Below are 18293 nucleotides of genomic sequence, written 5' to 3'. Positions count from 1 at the left end.
AATTAACTCCTAGCCTAAAGGACTGAATCAGCCTTGTTTTTTGGTTACAGTTTCGACGATGTGCGACGGAGCTGTATTGTATTTTTTGAATTCCATAGAGTAGCTTGCGCGACCTTGGGACATGGAACGAACGTCGGTCGCATAACCGAACATCTCGCCCAACGGAACCTCGGCACGAATTACTTTACCGGAAACCGTATCTTCCATACCCAGGATCATGCCGCGACGACGGTTAAGGTCGCCCATCACGTCACCCATATAGTCTTCAGGTGTAACAACCTCTACAGCCATGATCGGCTCAAGCAACTCACCACCGCCCTTCTGGGCCAGTTGCTTGGTCGCCATGGAAGCAGCCACCTTAAACGCCATCTCGTTCGAGTCGACGTCATGGTAGGAACCATCAAACACGGTAGCCTTCAGGCCGATCAGCGGATAGCCGGCAACAACGCCGTTCTTCATCTGCTCTTCGATACCCTTCTGGATAGCCGGGATGTATTCCTTAGGAACCACACCACCCACTACTTCGTTCAGGAATTGCAGACCTTCCTGACCTTCGTCAGCAGGAGCAAAGCGAATCCAGCAATGACCGAACTGGCCACGACCGCCGGACTGACGAACGAACTTGCCTTCGATTTCGCAGCTCTTCGTGATGCGCTCACGGTACGAAACTTGAGGCTTACCGATGTTGGCTTCGACGTTGAACTCACGGCGCATCCGGTCAACCAGGATGTCCAGGTGCAACTCGCCCATGCCGGAGATGATCGTTTGACCAGTCTCTTCATCAGTCTTGACGCGGAAAGACGGGTCTTCCTGAGCAAGTTTGCCCAGAGCGATACCCATTTTTTCCTGGTCGTCCTTGGTCTTAGGCTCTACGGCAACCGAAATAACCGGCTCCGGGAAGTCCATGCGAACCAGGATGATTGGCTTATCAGCGTTGCACAAAGTCTCACCAGTGGTGACGTCCTTCATGCCGATCAAGGCCGCGATGTCACCAGCGCGAACTTCCTTGATCTCTTCGCGGGCGTTTGCGTGCATTTGCACCATACGACCCACACGCTCTTTCTTGCCTTTAACCGAGTTGATCACGCCGTCGCCGGAGGCCAACACGCCCGAGTAAACTCGAACAAAGGTCAAGGTACCCACGAATGGGTCGGTAGCGATCTTGAACGCCAGAGCCGAGAACGGCTCGCTGTCGTCTGCGTGACGCTCCATTTCCTTGGTCTCGTCATCCGGGTCAGTACCCTTGATGGCAGGAATGTCGGTAGGAGCAGGCAGGTAGTCGATAACGGCGTCGAGAACCAGGGGAACGCCCTTGTTCTTGAAGGAAGAACCGCAAACAGCCAGAACGATCTCGCCAGCAATAGTACGCTGACGCAGAGCGGCCTTGATTTCCGCGTTGGTGAGTTCTTCACCTTCGAGGTACTTGTTCATCAGCTCTTCGCTGGCTTCGGCCGCAGCTTCAATCATGTTGCTGCGCCACTCGTCAGCCAATTCCTGCAATTCAGCAGGGATAGGCTCGCGACGTGGAGTCATGCCTTTGTCAGCGTCATTCCAGTAAACAGCTTCCATGGACATCAGATCGATCTGACCCTGGAAGTTGTCTTCGGAACCGATAGCCAACTGAATTGGCACCGGAGTGTGACCCAGACGCTGCTTGATCTGACCGATCACGCGCAGGAAGTTTGCACCAGCACGGTCCATCTTGTTTACGTAAACAAGACGTGGAACGCCGTACTTGTTGGCCTGACGCCATACGGTTTCCGACTGAGGCTCAACACCCGAGGTACCGCAGAACACAACGACCGCGCCGTCGAGAACACGCAGGGAACGTTCAACTTCAATAGTGAAGTCAACGTGGCCCGGGGTGTCGATGACGTTGAAGCGATACTGATCTTTGTGCTGCTTCTCGGAACCCTGCCAGAAGGCGGTAATAGCAGCAGAAGTAATGGTAATACCACGCTCCTGCTCCTGCACCATCCAGTCTGTGGTCGCGGCGCCGTCATGCACCTCGCCCATTTTGTGACTTTTGCCAGTGTAAAAAAGGACGCGCTCGGTGGTGGTGGTTTTACCAGCATCCACGTGAGCAACGATACCAATGTTACGGTAGCGATTAATCGGTGTAGTACGAGCCATAAAGCCCTCGCAAAATTAGTGACGCTAAAATTAGAAGCGGTAGTGCGAGAAAGCCTTGTTGGCTTCAGCCATACGGTGCACGTCTTCACGCTTCTTAACTGCAGCACCTTTGCCTTCAGCAGCGTCCAACAGTTCGCCAGCCAAACGCAGAGCCATAGACTTCTCGCCGCGCTTACGGGCGAAGTCTACCAACCAGCGCATTGCCAGAGCGTTACGACGGGACGGACGAACTTCGACCGGAACCTGGTAAGTAGCACCGCCTACACGGCGCGACTTTACTTCGACCAGCGGAGCGATGGCGTCGAGAGCTTTCTCGAAGATTTCCAGGGGGTCGCTGTTCTTGCGTTCTTTAACCTTTTCCAGCGCGCCATAAACGATACGCTCGGCAACGGCTTTCTTGCCGCTTTCCATCACGTGGTTCATGAACTTGGCCAGGATTTGGCTTCCGTATTTTGGATCGTCAAGCACTTCGCGCTTGGCTGCTACGCGTCTTCTTGGCATGGATAAGCCCTCAAACGGTCTTCAGGTTCGCTCGGAATCGGTGCCCTTTCGGGACGCCTCCGACCTTACTCTTATCGACTCAGAAAAATAGATGATTCAGTTTTTACAAAAAGCCACTACTACTTAGGCTTCTTGGTACCGTACTTCGAACGACCTTGGTTACGACCTTTAACGCCGGAAGTATCCAAAGAGCCGCGAACGGTGTGGTAACGAACACCTGGCAAGTCTTTTACACGACCGCCGCGGATCAGTACCACGCTGTGCTCTTGCAGGTTGTGGCCTTCACCGCCGATGTACGAGGAAACCTCGAAACCGTTGGTCAGACGCACACGGCATACTTTACGCAGTGCCGAGTTAGGTTTTTTCGGCGTGGTGGTATACACACGGGTGCATACGCCACGACGTTGCGGGCAGTTCTGCAGCGCAGGCACGTCGGATTTCTCGACGATACGCTTACGCGGCTGACGTACCAGCTGGTTGATAGTTGCCATCTACTAGCTCCACTGTTGTCTTGCGACGCTATTGTCTTGCAAGAAAAGCAAAATGGCAGGAACGAATTCCCGCCAAATTTAGGGGTACAAGAGTCTAAAGAGGATCTTGCCCCCAGTCAAGACAAGGCCCCGACCTTCCCGTTTATCCAACCTCGACAAAATGTCTTGATTCGATGAACGGAACGATCAGGGCCTTGGCTCATTTATCGCAGAACTCAGTTACCGCTCGAGTTCAGCGCTTCGGTCAGTGCAGCTTCCACTTCACTGGCGCTTACGCGCAACGGTTTGTCAGCATCACGACGGCGTTTACGCTCGCTGTGATAAGCCAGACCGGTACCAGCCGGGATCAGACGACCCACGACCACGTTTTCTTTCAGGCCGCGCAGGTAATCGCGCTTGCCGGTTACCGCCGCTTCGGTCAGTACGCGAGTGGTTTCCTGGAAGGAAGCCGCCGAGATGAACGATTCGGTGGACAACGACGCCTTGGTGATACCCAGCAGCACGCGAGTGAACTTGGAAACGAATTTCTCGTCGTTCGCCAGGCGCTCGTTCTCTACCAGTACGTGAGTCAATTCCATCTGGTCGCCCTTGATGAAACTGGAATCGCCGGATTCAGCGATTTCAACTTTACGCAACATCTGACGCAGGATGGTCTCGATGTGCTTGTCGTTGATCTTCACGCCTTGCAGACGGTAAACGTCCTGGATCTCGTTCACGATGTACTTGGCCAGCGCACTTACACCCAGCAGACGCAGGATGTCGTGTGGATCGCTCGGGCCGTCGGAGATAACTTCGCCGCGGTTTACCTGTTCGCCTTCGAAGACGTTCAGGTGACGCCACTTCGGAATCAGCTCTTCGTACGGATCGCTACCGTCGTTCGGAGTGATGACCAGACGGCGCTTGCCTTTGGTCTCTTTACCGAACGCGATGGTGCCGCTGACTTCAGCCAGAATCGAGGCTTCTTTCGGACGACGGGCTTCGAACAAGTCGGCAACACGCGGCAGACCACCGGTGATGTCACGGGTCTTCGAAGTCTCTTGCGGAATACGAGCGATAACATCACCGATCGCGATTTTCGCACCGTCCGCAACACCGACCAGGGCGTTGGCTGGCAGGAAGTACTGAGCGATAACGTCAGTGCCTGGCAGCAACAGATCCTTGCCGTTGTCATCAACCATCTTCACAGCAGGACGGATATCTTTACCGGCAGCTGGACGGTCTTTGGCGTCGAGAACTTCAATGTTGGTCATACCGGTCAATTCGTCAGTCTGACGCTTGATCGTGATGCCTTCTTCCATGCCCACGTAGGTCACGGTACCTTTCATTTCGGTAACGATTGGGTGAGTGTGCGGATCCCACTTGGCCACGATTGCGCCAGCGTCGACCTTGTCACCTTCTTTAACCGAAATCACAGCACCGTACGGCAGCTTGTAACGCTCGCGCTCACGACCGAAGTCATCAGCGATTGCCAGCTCACCGGAACGGGACACAGCAACCAGGCAACCATCCACTCGCTCAACATGCTTCAGGTTGTGCAGACGGACGGTACCGCCATTCTTCACCTGAACGCTGTCAGCTGCGGAGGTCCGGCTTGCCGCACCACCGATGTGGAACGTACGCATGGTCAGCTGGGTACCCGGCTCACCGATGGACTGGGCAGCGATAACGCCGACCGCTTCACCGATGTTCACCTGGTGACCACGAGCCAAGTCACGGCCGTAGCACTTGGCGCAAATGCCATAGCGGGTTTCGCAGCTGATCGGCGAACGCACGATCACTTCGTCGATGCTGTTCAGCTCGATGAACTCGACCCACTTCTCGTCTACCAGAGTGCCGGCAGGAACGATAACTTCCTCGGTACCTGGCTTGAATACGTCACGGGCAATGACACGACCCAATACGCGCTCACCCAACGGCTCAACAACGTCACCGCCTTCAATGTGCGGAGTCATTACCAGGCCATGTTCGGTGCCGCAATCGATCTCGGTCACAACCAGATCCTGCGCCACGTCTACCAGACGACGAGTCAGGTAACCGGAGTTCGCAGTTTTCAACGCGGTATCCGCCAAACCTTTACGAGCACCGTGAGTCGAGATGAAGTACTGAAGTACGCTCAAACCTTCACGGAAGTTCGCAGTAATCGGCGTTTCGATGATGGAACCGTCCGGCTTGGCCATCAGGCCACGCATACCGGCGAGCTGACGGATCTGCGCAGCAGAACCCCGTGCGCCCGAGTCGGCCATCATGTACATCGAGTTGAAGGACTCTTGGTCGACTTCGACGCCATGACGGTCGATGACTTTCTCTTTCGAGAGGTTGGCCATCATCGCCTTGGAAACTTCGTCGTTCGCCTTGGACCAAAGGTCGATCACTTTGTTGTACTTCTCGCCCTGGGTTACCAGGCCGGAGGCGTACTGACTTTCGATCTCTTTCACTTCGTCGGTAGCAGCACCGATGATGCGGGCTTTTTCATCCGGGATAACGAAGTCGTTAACACCGATGGAAACGCCGGAAATAGTCGAATAGGCAAAACCGGTGTACATCAACTGGTCAGCGAAGATCACGGTCTCTTTCAAACCAACCACGCGGTAGCACTGGTTGATCAGCTTGGAGATCGCCTTTTTCTTCATCGGCAGGTTGACGACGTCGTACGACAGACCTTTTGGTACAACCTGGAACAACAGCGCACGGCCGACAGTGGTGTCGACGATACGGGTGTTGGTCACGCTGCCGCCATCACGGTCGTTGACGGTTTCGTTGATCCGGACTTTGACTTTTGCGTGCAGTGCGGCTTCGCCGGCACGGAACACACGGTCAACTTCCTGCAGATCCGCGAACACACGACCTTCGCCCTTGGCGTTGATCGCTTCACGAGTCATGTAGTACAGACCCAATACAACGTCCTGCGACGGAACGATGATTGGCTCACCGTTGGCTGGCGACAGAATGTTGTTGGTCGACATCATCAACGCACGCGCTTCCAACTGGGCTTCCAGTGTCAGCGGTACGTGCACGGCCATTTGGTCGCCGTCGAAGTCGGCGTTGTACGCAGCACAGACCAGAGGGTGCAGCTGGATAGCCTTACCTTCGATCAGAACTGGTTCAAACGCCTGGATACCTAGACGGTGAAGGGTCGGTGCACGGTTGAGAAGCACTGGGTGTTCGCGGATAACTTCAGCGAGAACGTCCCAAACTTCCGGCAGCTCGCGCTCAACCATCTTCTTCGCAGCTTTGATGGTGGTAGCAAGACCACGCATTTCCAGCTTGCCGAAAATGAACGGCTTGAACAGCTCGAGAGCCATTTTCTTCGGCAGACCGCACTGGTGCAGACGCAGGGTCGGACCTACGGTAATTACCGAACGACCCGAGTAGTCAACACGCTTACCGAGCAAGTTCTGACGGAAACGACCTTGCTTACCCTTGATCATGTCAGCCAAGGATTTCAGAGGACGCTTGTTAGAACCGGTGATAGCGCGACCACGACGACCGTTGTCGAGCAGTGCATCGACAGCTTCCTGCAACATACGCTTTTCGTTGCGCACGATGATGTCCGGAGCGGACAGATCGAGCAAACGCTTCAAGCGGTTGTTACGGTTGATCACTCGACGATACAGATCGTTGAGGTCGGAAGTCGCGAAGCGACCGCCATCCAGCGGGACCAGCGGACGCAGATCTGGCGGCAGAACCGGCAGAACGGTCAGCACCATCCATTCTGGAAGGTTGCCGGAACCCTGGAAGGCTTCCATCAACTTCAGACGCTTGGACAGCTTCTTGATTTTGGTTTCGGAGTTGGTTTGCGGAATTTCTTCACGCAGACGGCCAATCTCGTGTTCCAGGTCGATAGCGTGCAGCAGTTCGCGGACAGCTTCGGCACCCATGCGGGCATCGAAATCGTCGCCGAACTCTTCCAGCGCTTCGAAGTACTGCTCATCGTTCAGCAGCTGACCTTTTTCAAGGGTGGTCATGCCTGGATCGATAACGACATAGCTCTCGAAATAGAGAACGCGTTCGATATCACGCAGGGTCATGTCCATCAGCAAGCCGATACGCGACGGCAGCGATTTCAGGAACCAGATGTGGGCAACTGGCGAGGCCAGTTCGATGTGCGCCATGCGCTCACGACGAACTTTAGCCAGCGCGACTTCAACGCCGCACTTCTCGCAGATCACACCACGGTGCTTCAAGCGCTTGTACTTACCGCACAGGCACTCGTAATCCTTTACCGGGCCAAAGATCTTGGCGCAGAACAGGCCGTCACGCTCAGGTTTGAACGTACGGTAGTTGATGGTTTCCGGCTTTTTAACTTCACCGAACGACCACGAACGGATCATCTCAGGCGATGCCAATCCAATACGGATGGCGTCGAACTCTTCGACTTGACCCTGGTTTTTCAGCAAATTCAGTAGGTCTTTCAAGGCCTTTCCTCCTGGCGGAGCAGAGAGCGGGCAATCCTGCCCCGCTCTCGATTCGCGTCACGTGTTATTCGGTTTCCAGATCGATATCGATGCCGAGGGAACGAATTTCCTTGATCAACACGTTGAAGGACTCGGGCATGCCCGGCTCCATACGGTGATCGCCATCCACGATGTTTTTGTACATCTTGGTACGGCCGTTCACATCGTCCGACTTCACTGTGAGCATTTCTTGCAGAGTGTAAGCGGCACCGTATGCTTCCAGTGCCCAGACCTCCATCTCCCCGAAACGCTGACCACCGAACTGTGCCTTACCACCCAGCGGCTGCTGGGTAACCAGGCTGTACGAACCGGTAGAACGAGCGTGCATCTTGTCGTCTACCAAGTGGTTCAGCTTCAGCATGTACATGTAGCCAACAGTAACCGGGCGCTCGAACTTGTTGCCGGTACGGCCGTCGGTCAGCTGCATCTGGCCGCTTTCTGGCAGGTCTGCCAGTTTCAGCATGGCCTTGATTTCGCTTTCCTTGGCGCCGTCGAACACTGGAGTGGCCATTGGAACGCCGCCACGCAGGTTCTTCGCCAGATCCAGGATTTCCTGATCAGAGAAGCTATCCAGATCTTCGTTGCGACCGCCGATCTCGTTGTAGATCTCGTGCAGGAACTTGCGAAGCTCGGCGACTTTGCGCTGCTCTTCGATCATCCGGTTGATCTTCTCGCCCAGACCTTTAGCCGCGAGGCCCAGGTGGGTTTCAAGGATCTGACCAACGTTCATACGCGAAGGTACGCCCAACGGGTTGAGGACGACGTCGACCGGGGTGCCATTGGCATCGTGCGGCATGTCTTCAACCGGCATGATCACGGAGACCACACCTTTGTTACCGTGACGACCGGCCATCTTGTCGCCCGGCTGGATGCGGCGACGGATTGCCAGGTAAACCTTGACGATTTTCAGCACGCCTGGAGCCAGGTCATCGCCCTGCTGCAGTTTGCGCTTCTTGTCTTCGAACTTGTCGTCCAGCAGACGGCGGCGATCAACGATGTAGGCCTGAGCCTTCTCGAGCTGCTCGTTCAGAGCATCTTCAGCCATGCGCAGTTTGAACCACTGACCATGCTCAAGACCGTCGAGAACTTCGTCGGTGATGTCCTGACCTTTCTTCAGACCGGCGCCGCCTTCGGCTTTATGGCCGACCAGAGCGGAACGCAGACGTTCGAAAGTGGCGCCTTCAACGATACGGAACTCTTCGTTCAGATCCTTGCGGATCTCGTCGAGCTGAGTCTTCTCGATCGACAGTGCACGAGCATCACGCTCAACGCCGTCGCGGGTGAAGACCTGTACGTCGATGACAGTACCCTTGGTACCGGTAGGTACGCGCAGGGAGGTGTCTTTAACGTCGCTGGCTTTTTCACCGAAGATGGCACGCAGCAGCTTCTCTTCCGGAGTCAGTTGAGTCTCGCCTTTCGGAGTGACCTTACCGACCAGAATGTCGCCTGCGCCAACTTCAGCACCTACGTAAACGATACCGGCTTCGTCCAGTTTGTTCAGTGCAGCTTCACCCACGTTAGGGATGTCCGCAGTGATTTCCTCAGGCCCAAGCTTGGTGTCACGTGCCACACAGGTCAGTTCCTGAATGTGGATCGTGGTGAAGCGATCTTCCTGAACAACACGCTCGGACAGGCAGATGGAGTCTTCGAAGTTGAAGCCGTTCCATGCCATGAACGCGATGCGCATGTTCTGACCCAGAGCCAGCTCACCCATGTCGGTGGACGGACCGTCGGCCATGATGTCGCTGCGCTGGACCCGATCACCTTTACGCACCAGCGGACGCTGGTTGATGCAGGTGTTCTGGTTAGAGCGGGTGTATTTGGTCAGGTTGTAGATGTCGACACCAGCTTCGCCGGTTTCAACTTCGTCATCAGCAACACGAACCACGATACGGCTGGCGTCCACGGAATCGATAACGCCACCACGACGAGCCACGACGCAAACGCCGGAGTCACGAGCTACGTTACGCTCCATGCCGGTACCGACCAGCGGCTTGTCAGCGCGCAGGGTTGGTACAGCTTGACGCTGCATGTTCGAACCCATCAACGCACGGTTGGCGTCGTCGTGCTCGAGGAACGGGATCAGCGACGCTGCAACCGAAACTACCTGCTTCGGCGATACGTCCATCAAGGTGACGTCTTCCGGCGCCTTGACGGTGAACTCGTTCAAGTGACGAACAGCAACCAGCTCGTCGATCAGGACTTTCTTGTCGTTCATCGTGGCCGAAGCCTGAGCGATCACATGATCAGCTTCTTCGATGGCGGACAGGAACACGATCTCGTCGGTGACCAGAGCATCTTTCACCACACGGTACGGGCTTTCGAGGAAGCCGTACTGGTTGGTGCGCGCATAGGCGGCCAGGGAGTTGATCAGACCGATGTTCGGACCTTCCGGCGTTTCGATCGGGCATACACGACCGTAGTGAGTCGGGTGTACGTCACGAACTTCAAAGCCGGCACGCTCACGAGTCAAACCGCCAGGGCCGAGTGCAGACACACGACGCTTGTGGGTGATCTCGGACAGCGGGTTGTTCTGGTCCATGAACTGGGAGAGCTGGCTGGAACCGAAGAACTCTTTCACCGCCGCAGCCACTGGCTTGGCGTTGATCAGGTCTTGCGGCATCAGGCCTTCGCTTTCAGCCATCGACAGACGCTCTTTGACCGCACGCTCAACACGTACCAGGCCAACGCGGAACTGGTTCTCGGCCATTTCGCCTACGCAGCGAACACGACGGTTACCCAGGTGGTCGATGTCATCGACGATGCCTTTACCGTTACGGATGTCGACCAGAGTCTTCAGAACCGCGACGATGTCTTCTTTGCACAACACGCCCGAACCTTCGATCTCGGTACGACCGATACGACGGTTGAACTTCATCCGGCCGACCGCAGACAGGTCATAGCGCTCAGGGCTGAAGAACAGGTTGTTGAACAGAGTCTCGGCAGCGTCTTTGGTTGGCGGCTCGCCTGGACGCATCATGCGATAGATCTCGACCAGCGCTTCCAATTGGTTGCTGGTGGAGTCGATCTTCAGGGTGTCGGAGACGAACGGACCGCAGTCGATATCGTTGGTGTACAGAGTTTCGATGCGGACAACCTGAGCCTTGGCGATTTTTGCCAGGATCTCGGTGTTCAGCTCGGTGTTGCACTCTGCCAGGATTTCGCCGGTTGCCGGATGCACGATGACCTTGGCGGTAGTGCGACCCAGGACGTAGTCCAGAGGCACTTGCAGCTCTTTGATCCCGGCTTTTTCCAGCTGGTTGATGTGGCGAGCGGTGATACGACGACCTTGCTCGACAATAACCTTGCCTTTGTCATCCAGGATATCCAGGACAGCAATTTCACCACGCAGGCGCTGAGGCACCAGTTCCAGGCTGAGGTTTTCACCTTGCACGTGGAAGACGTTGGTGGTGTAGAACGCGTCGAGCACTTCTTCAGTGGTATAGCCGAGCGCGCGCAGCAGTACCGATGCAGGCAGCTTGCGACGACGGTCGATACGCACGAACACGCAGTCTTTCGGATCGAACTCGAAGTCCAACCACGAACCGCGGTAAGGAATGATGCGCGCGGAGTACAGCAGTTTGCCGGAGCTGTGCGTCTTGCCACGGTCGTGGTCGAAGAACACGCCCGGGGAACGGTGCAGCTGGGAAACGATTACACGCTCGGTACCGTTGATTACGAAGGTACCGTTCTCAGTCATCAGGGGGATTTCACCCATGTAGACTTCTTGCTCTTTGATGTCCTTGATCGCTTTGTTCGACGATTCTTTGTCGAAAATGATCAGGCGCACTTTTACCCGCAAAGGTACGGCGTAAGTTACACCGCGCAATACGCATTCTTTGACATCAAATGCCGGTTCGCCCAGGCGATAACCGACGTACTCCAGCGCAGCATTGCCGGAGTAGCTGATGATCGGGAAAACGGATTTGAAGGCCGCATGCAGGCCCACGTCGCGGAACTGATCTTTAGTCGCTCCCGCTTGCAAGAATTCACGATACGAATCCAGCTGGATGGCCAGGAGGTACGGCACATCCATGACGTCCGGCAACTTGCTAAAGTCCTTGCGGATACGTTTTTTCTCAGTATATGAGTAAGCCATCAGCGTTCCCCAGCTTGGTCACCTGCTTGTTTGGCCCCTCCCGACGGGAGCAGCCAGAAAATCGTGCAAACCCCATGGTTTGCGCCACCGCATCGGGTGGTTACAACTCGTTATCAGCACCGACCCAGTCGGCTGCCAATAACGGAAAAAGGCCGGTGGCAAGAGCCACCAGCCATCAGCCTTTCGCTTAACGCTCGGGCTGGAGGAGCAAAGTCGATGCTTACTTCAGCTCGACTTTAGCGCCTGCTTCTTCCAGTACTGCTTTGGCTTTGTCAGCTGCGTCTTTGGCAACAGCTTCCAGAACCATGGCAGGAGCGCCGTCAACTACAGCCTTGGCTTCTTTCAGGCCCAGACCGGTCAGTTCACGTACAGCCTTGATCACGTTAACTTTCTTCTCGCCAGCTTCGGTCAGCATGACGTTGAATTCAGTTTGCTCTTCAACAACAGCGGCAGCAGCAGCTGGACCAGCCGATGCAGCAGCAGCGGTAACGCCGAATTTTTCTTCGAAAGCTTTGATCAGCTCAACAACTTCCATTACGGACATGTTGCCAACTGCTTCAAGGATATCGTTCTGAGAGATAGACATGAATCTAATTCCTGATATTGGGGACGGCCTACGCGACCATCGAAATAAACAAAAAACGCGAGAAGGAGACGAGCCTTAGGCTGCGGCAGCTTCTTTTTGGTCGCGAACTGCCGCCAGAGTACGAGCCAACTTGCTGGTAGCGCCTTGAATCACGCTCATCAGCTGAGAAATAGCTTCGTTACGGGTCGGCAGGGTTGCCAGTACGTCGATCTGATTAGCTGCGAGGAACTTGCCCTCGAACGCAGCTGCCTTGATCTCGAACTTATCCTGACCTTTTGCGAACTCTTTGAAGATACGAGCAGCAGCGCCCGGATGTTCTTTGGAGAATGCAATCAAGGTAGGGCCGGTGAACACGTCGTTGAGAACACTGTATTCAGTGTCGGCAACGGCGCGCTTGAGCAGGGTGTTACGTACAACACGTACGTAAACGCCAGCTTCACGAGCCTCTTTACGGAGTCCGGTCATTGCGCCTACTGTTACGCCACGGGCATCAGCCACGACAGCGGACAGAGCGACTTTGGCAGCCTCGTTGACTTCAGCGACGATGGCCTTCTTGTCTTCGAGTTTAATTGCCACGGGTTTAACTCCTGCTTGTTACCGTTTCATCCAACCGGAGCCGGATGTCGTTTTGGTGTCTGATTCGGTAAGGAACCGGGAGCACCATCTGCGTAGGCTTGAGGTTTAAGACTTGCGTCGCCTACGGTCTTGGATAGCCCCCGCCAGGCAGGGACCCCAATCTTTCAATTGGCGCAATCGCTTACGCCAACCTGTGTCTTACGCGTCGAGCGAGCTTTGGTCGATGACCAGACCTGGGCCCATAGTGGTGCTCAGGGTAACGCGCTTGACGTAAATGCCTTTCGAGGAAGCTGGCTTGATACGCTTCAGATCAGCGATCAGGGCTTCAACGTTTTCCTTCAGCTTGACGGCGTCGAAGCCAATCTTGCCAACGGAAGTGTGGATGATGCCGTTTTTGTCGGTGCGATAACGAACCTGACCAGCCTTGGCGTTTTTAACCGCGGTAGCTACGTCTGGAGTTACGGTGCCGACTTTAGGGTTAGGCATCAGGCCACGTGGACCGAGGATCTGACCCAACTGACCTACAACGCGCATTGCATCCGGGGATGCGATAACTACGTCATAGTTCAGGTCGCCGCCTTTCATTTCGGCAGCCAGGTCGTCCATACCTACACGGTCAGCGCCGGCAGCCAGAGCGGCCTCAGCAGCTGGACCCTGGGTGAACACAGCAACGCGAACAGTCTTGCCAGTGCCGTGCGGCAGCACAGTAGCGCTACGAACGACCTGGTCGGATTTACGCGGGTCAACACCCAGGTTCACAGCAACGTCGAACGACTCGCTGAACTTGACAGTCGACAGCTCAGCCAGCAGAGAAGCAGCGTCTACAAAGTTGTAGGACTTGCCTGCTTCGATTTTGCCGGCGATAGCCTTTTGACGCTTGGTCAACTTAGCCATTACACACCCTCCACGTTAAGGCCCATGCTACGAGCAGAACCGGCGATGGTACGCACGGCTGCTTCCATATCAGCTGCAGTCAGATCCGCGTTTTTAACTTTCGCGATTTCTTCCAGCTGAGCACGAGTCACAGTGCCAACCTTAACGGTGTTCGGACGAGCGGAACCGCTAGTCAGACCAGCCGCCTTCTTCAGCAGAACCGAAGCAGGGGTGGATTTGGTTTCGAAAGTGAAGCTACGGTCGCTGTAGACAGTGATGATCACTGGAGTCGGCAGACCTGGCTCAATACCCTGAGTACGGGCGTTGAAAGCCTTGCAGAATTCCATGATGTTCACGCCGTGCTGACCCAGAGCAGGACCAACAGGTGGGCTTGGGTTAGCCTGAGCGGCCTTCACTTGCAGCTTGATGTAAGCGGTAATCTTCTTGGCCATGAGGCACTCCAATTACGGGTTCGAACGCCTCGAAAGGCTCCCCGGTTACTTGCGCGTTTATCCCAGTGACGACAAAACCCCACAGCCTGGGGCTGCGGGGTTGGGATGCTTGCTCAGCTAGACTTTTTCGACCTGGCTGAACTCTAGCTCTACCGGAGTAGAGCGACCGAAAATGAGCACTGCCACTTGGATCCGGCTCTTTTCGTAGTTAACTTCTTCAACCGTGCCGGTAAAGTCGGCAAACGGCCCGTCGTTGACACGCACCGACTCACCAGGCTCGAACAACGTCTTCGGCTTAGGCTTATCGCTACCATCAGCGACACGACGCAGAATCGCTTCTGCCTCTTTGTCTGTGATTGGTGCAGGCTTATCAGCGGTACCGCCGATGAAACCCATCACCCGAGGAGTATCCTTGACCAAGTGCCAAGTACCCTCGTTCATGTCCATCTGAACCAGCACATAACCTGGGAAGAACTTACGCTCGCTTTTGCGCTTCTGGCCATTACGCATTTCAACCACTTCTTCAGTGGGAACCAGAATTTCGCCAAAGCCATCTTCCATGCCAGCCAGCTTTACGCGCTCTACCAACGAGCGCATGACATGCTTCTCGTAACCGGAGTAAGCATGCACAACGTACCAACGCTTAGCCACGGGACACCCTTAGCCGACAATCAAGGAAACAAGCCAGCCGAGCAGGGAATCAAGCCCCCACAACAGCAACGCCATAACCAACACAACAGCGACAACGATCAACGTGGTCTGCGTGGTTTCTTGGCGAGTTGGCCATACGACTTTACGAATCTCGGTGCGAGCTTCCTTAACCAGTACAAAGAAAGACTTGCCCTTGACTGTTTGCAGACCTACGAAGGCAGCCACAGCAGCGATGACAAGCAATGCAAGTACGCGGTACAGGATCGGCGAAGCAGAGTAATACTGATTACCAACAACGCCAACAACCACCAAAGCGACTACTACTAGCCACTTGAGCAGATCGAAGCGAGAGCCTTGAGCTTCAGCTTTAGGAGTCATCTATGAAGATCCTGTGAAAAGAAAGCCAGACACACCAAGTGAATCTGGCAGGTCAGGAGGGAATCGAACCCCCAACCTACGGTTTTGGAGACCGTCGCTCTGCCAATTGAGCTACTGACCTAAAACAAAATCAGGCCGACCATTATGCCGACCCGAAAAAGACATTACAACACCTTACTCGACAGCCTCGACCTTAAGTCCAAAGCCACCCGCGCAACCAGCCAACAAAAAACAACAAGGCCTGATCGCAACCCTTAAAACAAAGGCAGATATTTTCATATCTGCCTTGTTATATGGAGCTCTTGAGCGGATTTGAACCGCTGACCTCACCCTTACCAAGGGTGTGCTCTACCAACTGAGCTACAAGAGCGTAACACTTTGCAGGACCTGCAAACTTGGAGCGGGTAGCGGGAATCGAACCCGCATCATCAGCTTGGAAGGCTGAGGTTCTACCACTAAACTATACCCGCGAGGCTTGCAGCTCTCGCTAAAAATGGTGGAGGGGGAAGGATTCGAACCTTCGAAGTCGTAGACGTCAGATTTACAGTCTGATCCCTTTGGCCGCTCGGGAACCCCTCCTAAGCGAGCCGGCATTCTATATCATGCCAGCCTTCTGTCAAGCATTTTCTCATTAAAAACCTGAGGTTAGCTGCGTTGACGTCGTTTCGTTGTGCTTGCCGTTAAAGGCGTTCACTGCGAAGCGGGCGCCATTCTATTCAAACTATTCAGCCGGTGCAACCCCCTCACACGGCATTATTTTATGTTTTAACTCATTGAATTCTCTAGAAAGGTTTTGCAGCTGAACCTCACCTAGCCAACGCCGGCTTTCAGGGGCGATCCGAACCCAATAACCCGCGAATTCAAGATGATCCTTTGGCAGGAGCTGATACTTGATTTCCATGCCATTCAAGCGTCGCTCAACTGCCTGAACCGCTTCTTGACGAACAAAACCACCCAAGTACAAACAGCTATTGTCCGGCAGAGCAGCCTTCCCCTTATCAAGGACCGGATCAGCCGCCTCGCTCAACAAGCGAATATCCTGCTGCCCTCCCCTATACAAACTGAGAGGAGTGACATCCTTCGCGCGCAGAGGAGCCTCTTGTTGGTGCCAGATGTAATAGAACACATTCAGAACAAGCAGCAGCAGAAACAACCAACGCATAAGAACCTCAGGACAAAGGACATGCCATAGCCAAACCCACAAATACCAGGTCCGGAACCACTCTAGCCTCTGGCACAATCTCAGAAACCAACCCGGCATCCCCACCGGTCAGAAACACGGAGAAATCCGCCCCCCAGTAGCTACGCGCAAGCTCCAGCTGGGTCAGAACAAAGCCTCTAAGCATCAACGAGCACCCCCGCTCAACCGCTTCGACGGTTGTGCGACCTGGAACGAGGCTCTCCATGGCGCGCTCAGCCGCCAGATCCCCATAACGAATTTTACGGGTATGGGTGCGCAATTGATTTCGCATCAATGGCATTCCCGGACAAATAAACCCCCCGAGATGCTCTCCATCACCGGCGACGAAATCTGCAGTGACAGCAGTACCAAAATCAAGCACCAGGCATGCACCCGACGCTAATTGGAACCCCCCAAGCATCGCCAGCCAGCGGTCGAGCCCCAAGCGTTCGAATTCCTCGTAGCCATTGCGAACCCCCGACATTTCGCGAGCGGGCGCAGCGCAAACTACTGACACTCCAAAAGTGCCGGTCAGCAGAGTAATCAATGCACCGGTCTCTTCTGCCGTTCGGACACTGACCAATCGGCAAAACCTGAGGGCGAGCCCCTTCAGCGCGCTCAAGCTCTCCAGCAATGCAAGATTGGAGTCGACGACACCCTCGCCAACCGTCTGGCGAGCATCAGCTTCAAGCACTCGCCACTTGATAAAACTGTTTCCGCAGTCGAGCTCAAGAATCATCACGCAACCTCAAGCTGAGCTCACCACCACTAAAGACTTTTTCCACACCGCCCACCTTCAAGCGCAGAGCACCCTGACTATCAATACCCAGTACCTCGCCATCTATATGGTTAACTCCGGCGATCAACGACACCGTCCGCCCCTGCCACAGATGATTCTGCTCCCACTCTGCCTGGATAGCGGAAAATCCGCCGACTTGATGTCGACTCAAATAAACCTGGAGCATCTGCCCCAACTGCGCGACCAAGTGATTGCGATCGAATGTCCGTCCTGACTCAAGCCGCAAGGACGTCCACTGCTGATCAACCTCGTCGGTCACCTGCATGTTCACATTGATCCCGACACCCAGAACCACATGGCACACATCAGCAGGATCACCTACCAACTCAAGCAGTATCCCCGCGAGTTTTTTTTGACCAACCAGAACATCGTTGGGCCATTTCAAACCTGCATCTGATACGCCCAGCGCTCGCAAGGTTTGCAAGACAGCAAGTCCAACAACAAGACTCAAGCCTTCCAACTGGCGCATGCCACCCTCAATACGCAACACCAGACTGTAATAGATATTTTCCGCGAAAGGACTCGCCCACTTACGCCCACGGCGCCCACGGCCGGACGTCTGCCGCTCGGCGAGCACAAGAAATGGCGCTACCTGACCGCGCTCTATTGCACGCAGCGCCTCGGCGTTAGTGGAGTCAATTGAATCGAAAACCAGAATGGGCCAATCACAAGAAGGCGCCTGCTCTGCTATTGCGACAGAGTCGAGCAGTGTCAACGGCGAGGCCAATTGATAACCACGCCCCCGCACCTTGTGGATGGACAAGCCAAGCTCAGCCTCGAGAAGCTGAAGCTGCTTCCACACAGCACTCCGACTGACACCTAAAGCGGTGCCCAGGGCCTGACCTGAATGGAATCGGCCATCCTTAAGAAGCTTTAACAACGTCAGCATGCAAGTCCCGCCTCACAATGAGGCCCGCATGATAGCCATGCCTTGAGCCGTTGCATAGAAACCGTACCGGGCAGATTTTCTTGCGGACAAAACAAAACCCCAACTGCTTTCGCAATTGGGGTTTCGGAATTTAATCTTGACGATGACCTACTCTCACATGGGGAAACCCCACACTACCATCGGCGATGCATCGTTTCACTGCTGAGTTCGGGATGGGATCAGGTGGTTCCA

General features: G+C 54.9%; 14 protein-coding genes, 4 tRNA genes and 1 rRNA gene. All 19 read right to left on the bottom strand.

The features are described from left to right. Nucleotides 1-27 precede the first annotated feature (27 nt). Complete coding sequence (gene fusA / locus KGB24_RS13685) at nt 28-2133, bottom strand: elongation factor G (protein WP_008030893.1); 2106 nt, start codon at nt 2131-2133, stop codon at nt 28-30. A 30-nt stretch (nt 2134-2163) separates the two neighbouring features. After that, the gene (gene rpsG, locus KGB24_RS13680) at nt 2164-2634 is read right to left on the bottom strand and encodes a 30S ribosomal protein S7 (RefSeq protein ID WP_002555493.1); all 471 of its coding nucleotides are present in this window, start codon (nt 2632-2634) and stop codon (nt 2164-2166) included. A 119-nt stretch (nt 2635-2753) separates the two neighbouring features. After that, a complete protein-coding gene (rpsL, locus tag KGB24_RS13675; protein WP_002555494.1) occupies nt 2754-3125 on the bottom strand; it encodes a 30S ribosomal protein S12 in 372 nt (123 codons plus the stop codon). A 215-nt stretch (nt 3126-3340) separates the two neighbouring features. Further along, the gene (gene rpoC, locus KGB24_RS13670; RefSeq protein ID WP_008030891.1) at nt 3341-7540 is read right to left on the bottom strand and encodes a DNA-directed RNA polymerase subunit beta'; all 4200 of its coding nucleotides are present in this window, start codon (nt 7538-7540) and stop codon (nt 3341-3343) included. Between the two features lie 64 nt (nt 7541-7604). Further along, nucleotides 7605-11678, bottom strand: coding sequence for a DNA-directed RNA polymerase subunit beta (gene rpoB / locus KGB24_RS13665; protein ID WP_008030889.1), 4074 nt, complete (start codon nt 11676-11678; stop codon nt 7605-7607). 220 nt (nt 11679-11898) lie between these two features. Further along, nucleotides 11899-12264, bottom strand: a complete 366-nt coding sequence (gene rplL, locus KGB24_RS13660; protein WP_008030886.1) for a 50S ribosomal protein L7/L12 — start codon at nt 12262-12264, stop codon at nt 11899-11901. A gap of 75 nt (nt 12265-12339) precedes the next feature. Beyond that, on the bottom strand, nt 12340-12840 hold the full coding sequence (gene rplJ / locus KGB24_RS13655; protein WP_008030884.1) for a 50S ribosomal protein L10: 501 nt from the start codon (nt 12838-12840) through the stop codon (nt 12340-12342). Between the two features lie 198 nt (nt 12841-13038). Next, nucleotides 13039-13734 (bottom strand): 50S ribosomal protein L1, encoded by a 696-nt coding sequence (gene rplA, locus KGB24_RS13650; protein WP_008030883.1) that lies wholly within the window; start codon nt 13732-13734, stop codon nt 13039-13041. Beyond that, on the bottom strand, nt 13734-14165 hold the full coding sequence (rplK, locus tag KGB24_RS13645; RefSeq protein ID WP_008030880.1) for a 50S ribosomal protein L11: 432 nt from the start codon (nt 14163-14165) through the stop codon (nt 13734-13736). Before rplK ends, rplA begins: the two co-directional genes overlap by 1 nt. 117 nt (nt 14166-14282) lie before the next feature. Beyond that, the gene (nusG, locus tag KGB24_RS13640; protein ID WP_007896622.1) at nt 14283-14816 is read right to left on the bottom strand and encodes a transcription termination/antitermination protein NusG; all 534 of its coding nucleotides are present in this window, start codon (nt 14814-14816) and stop codon (nt 14283-14285) included. Between the two features lie 9 nt (nt 14817-14825). Beyond that, complete coding sequence (gene secE / locus KGB24_RS13635; RefSeq protein WP_007896620.1) at nt 14826-15194, bottom strand: preprotein translocase subunit SecE; 369 nt, start codon at nt 15192-15194, stop codon at nt 14826-14828. A 45-nt stretch (nt 15195-15239) separates the two neighbouring features. After that, nucleotides 15240-15315, bottom strand: a tRNA-Trp gene (locus KGB24_RS13630). Between the two features lie 173 nt (nt 15316-15488). Then, nucleotides 15489-15564 (bottom strand) — tRNA-Thr (locus tag KGB24_RS13625). 26 nt (nt 15565-15590) lie between these two features. Continuing rightward, a tRNA-Gly gene (locus tag KGB24_RS13620) sits at nt 15591-15664 on the bottom strand. 24 nt (nt 15665-15688) lie between these two features. Then, nucleotides 15689-15773: transfer RNA gene (locus KGB24_RS13615), tRNA-Tyr, on the bottom strand. Between the two features lie 142 nt (nt 15774-15915). Then, a complete protein-coding gene (locus KGB24_RS13610) occupies nt 15916-16356 on the bottom strand; it encodes a hypothetical protein (protein ID WP_008041291.1) in 441 nt (146 codons plus the stop codon). Nucleotides 16357-16363: 7 nt separating this feature from the next. Further along, nucleotides 16364-17113 carry a pantothenate kinase gene (locus KGB24_RS13605; RefSeq protein ID WP_223415617.1) on the bottom strand — a complete coding sequence of 250 codons (750 nt, stop codon included), beginning with the start codon at nt 17111-17113 and terminating at the stop codon, nt 16364-16366. Further along, nucleotides 17103-18062, bottom strand: coding sequence for a bifunctional biotin--[acetyl-CoA-carboxylase] ligase/biotin operon repressor BirA (birA, locus tag KGB24_RS13600; protein WP_223415616.1), 960 nt, complete (start codon nt 18060-18062; stop codon nt 17103-17105). The genes KGB24_RS13605 and birA overlap by 11 nt, the downstream gene beginning before the upstream one ends. A gap of 134 nt (nt 18063-18196) precedes the next feature. Next, nucleotides 18197-18293 (bottom strand): 5S ribosomal RNA (gene rrf / locus KGB24_RS13595); the annotation flags it as partial.

Source organism: Pseudomonas sp. BF-RE-25 (assembly GCF_019956105.1).
In the GTDB taxonomy this organism is placed as follows: Bacteria; Pseudomonadota; Gammaproteobacteria; order Pseudomonadales; family Pseudomonadaceae; genus Aquipseudomonas; species Aquipseudomonas migulae.
Note: the sequence above shows the minus strand (reverse complement) of the source record. Positions and strands in the feature narration are given on the sequence as shown.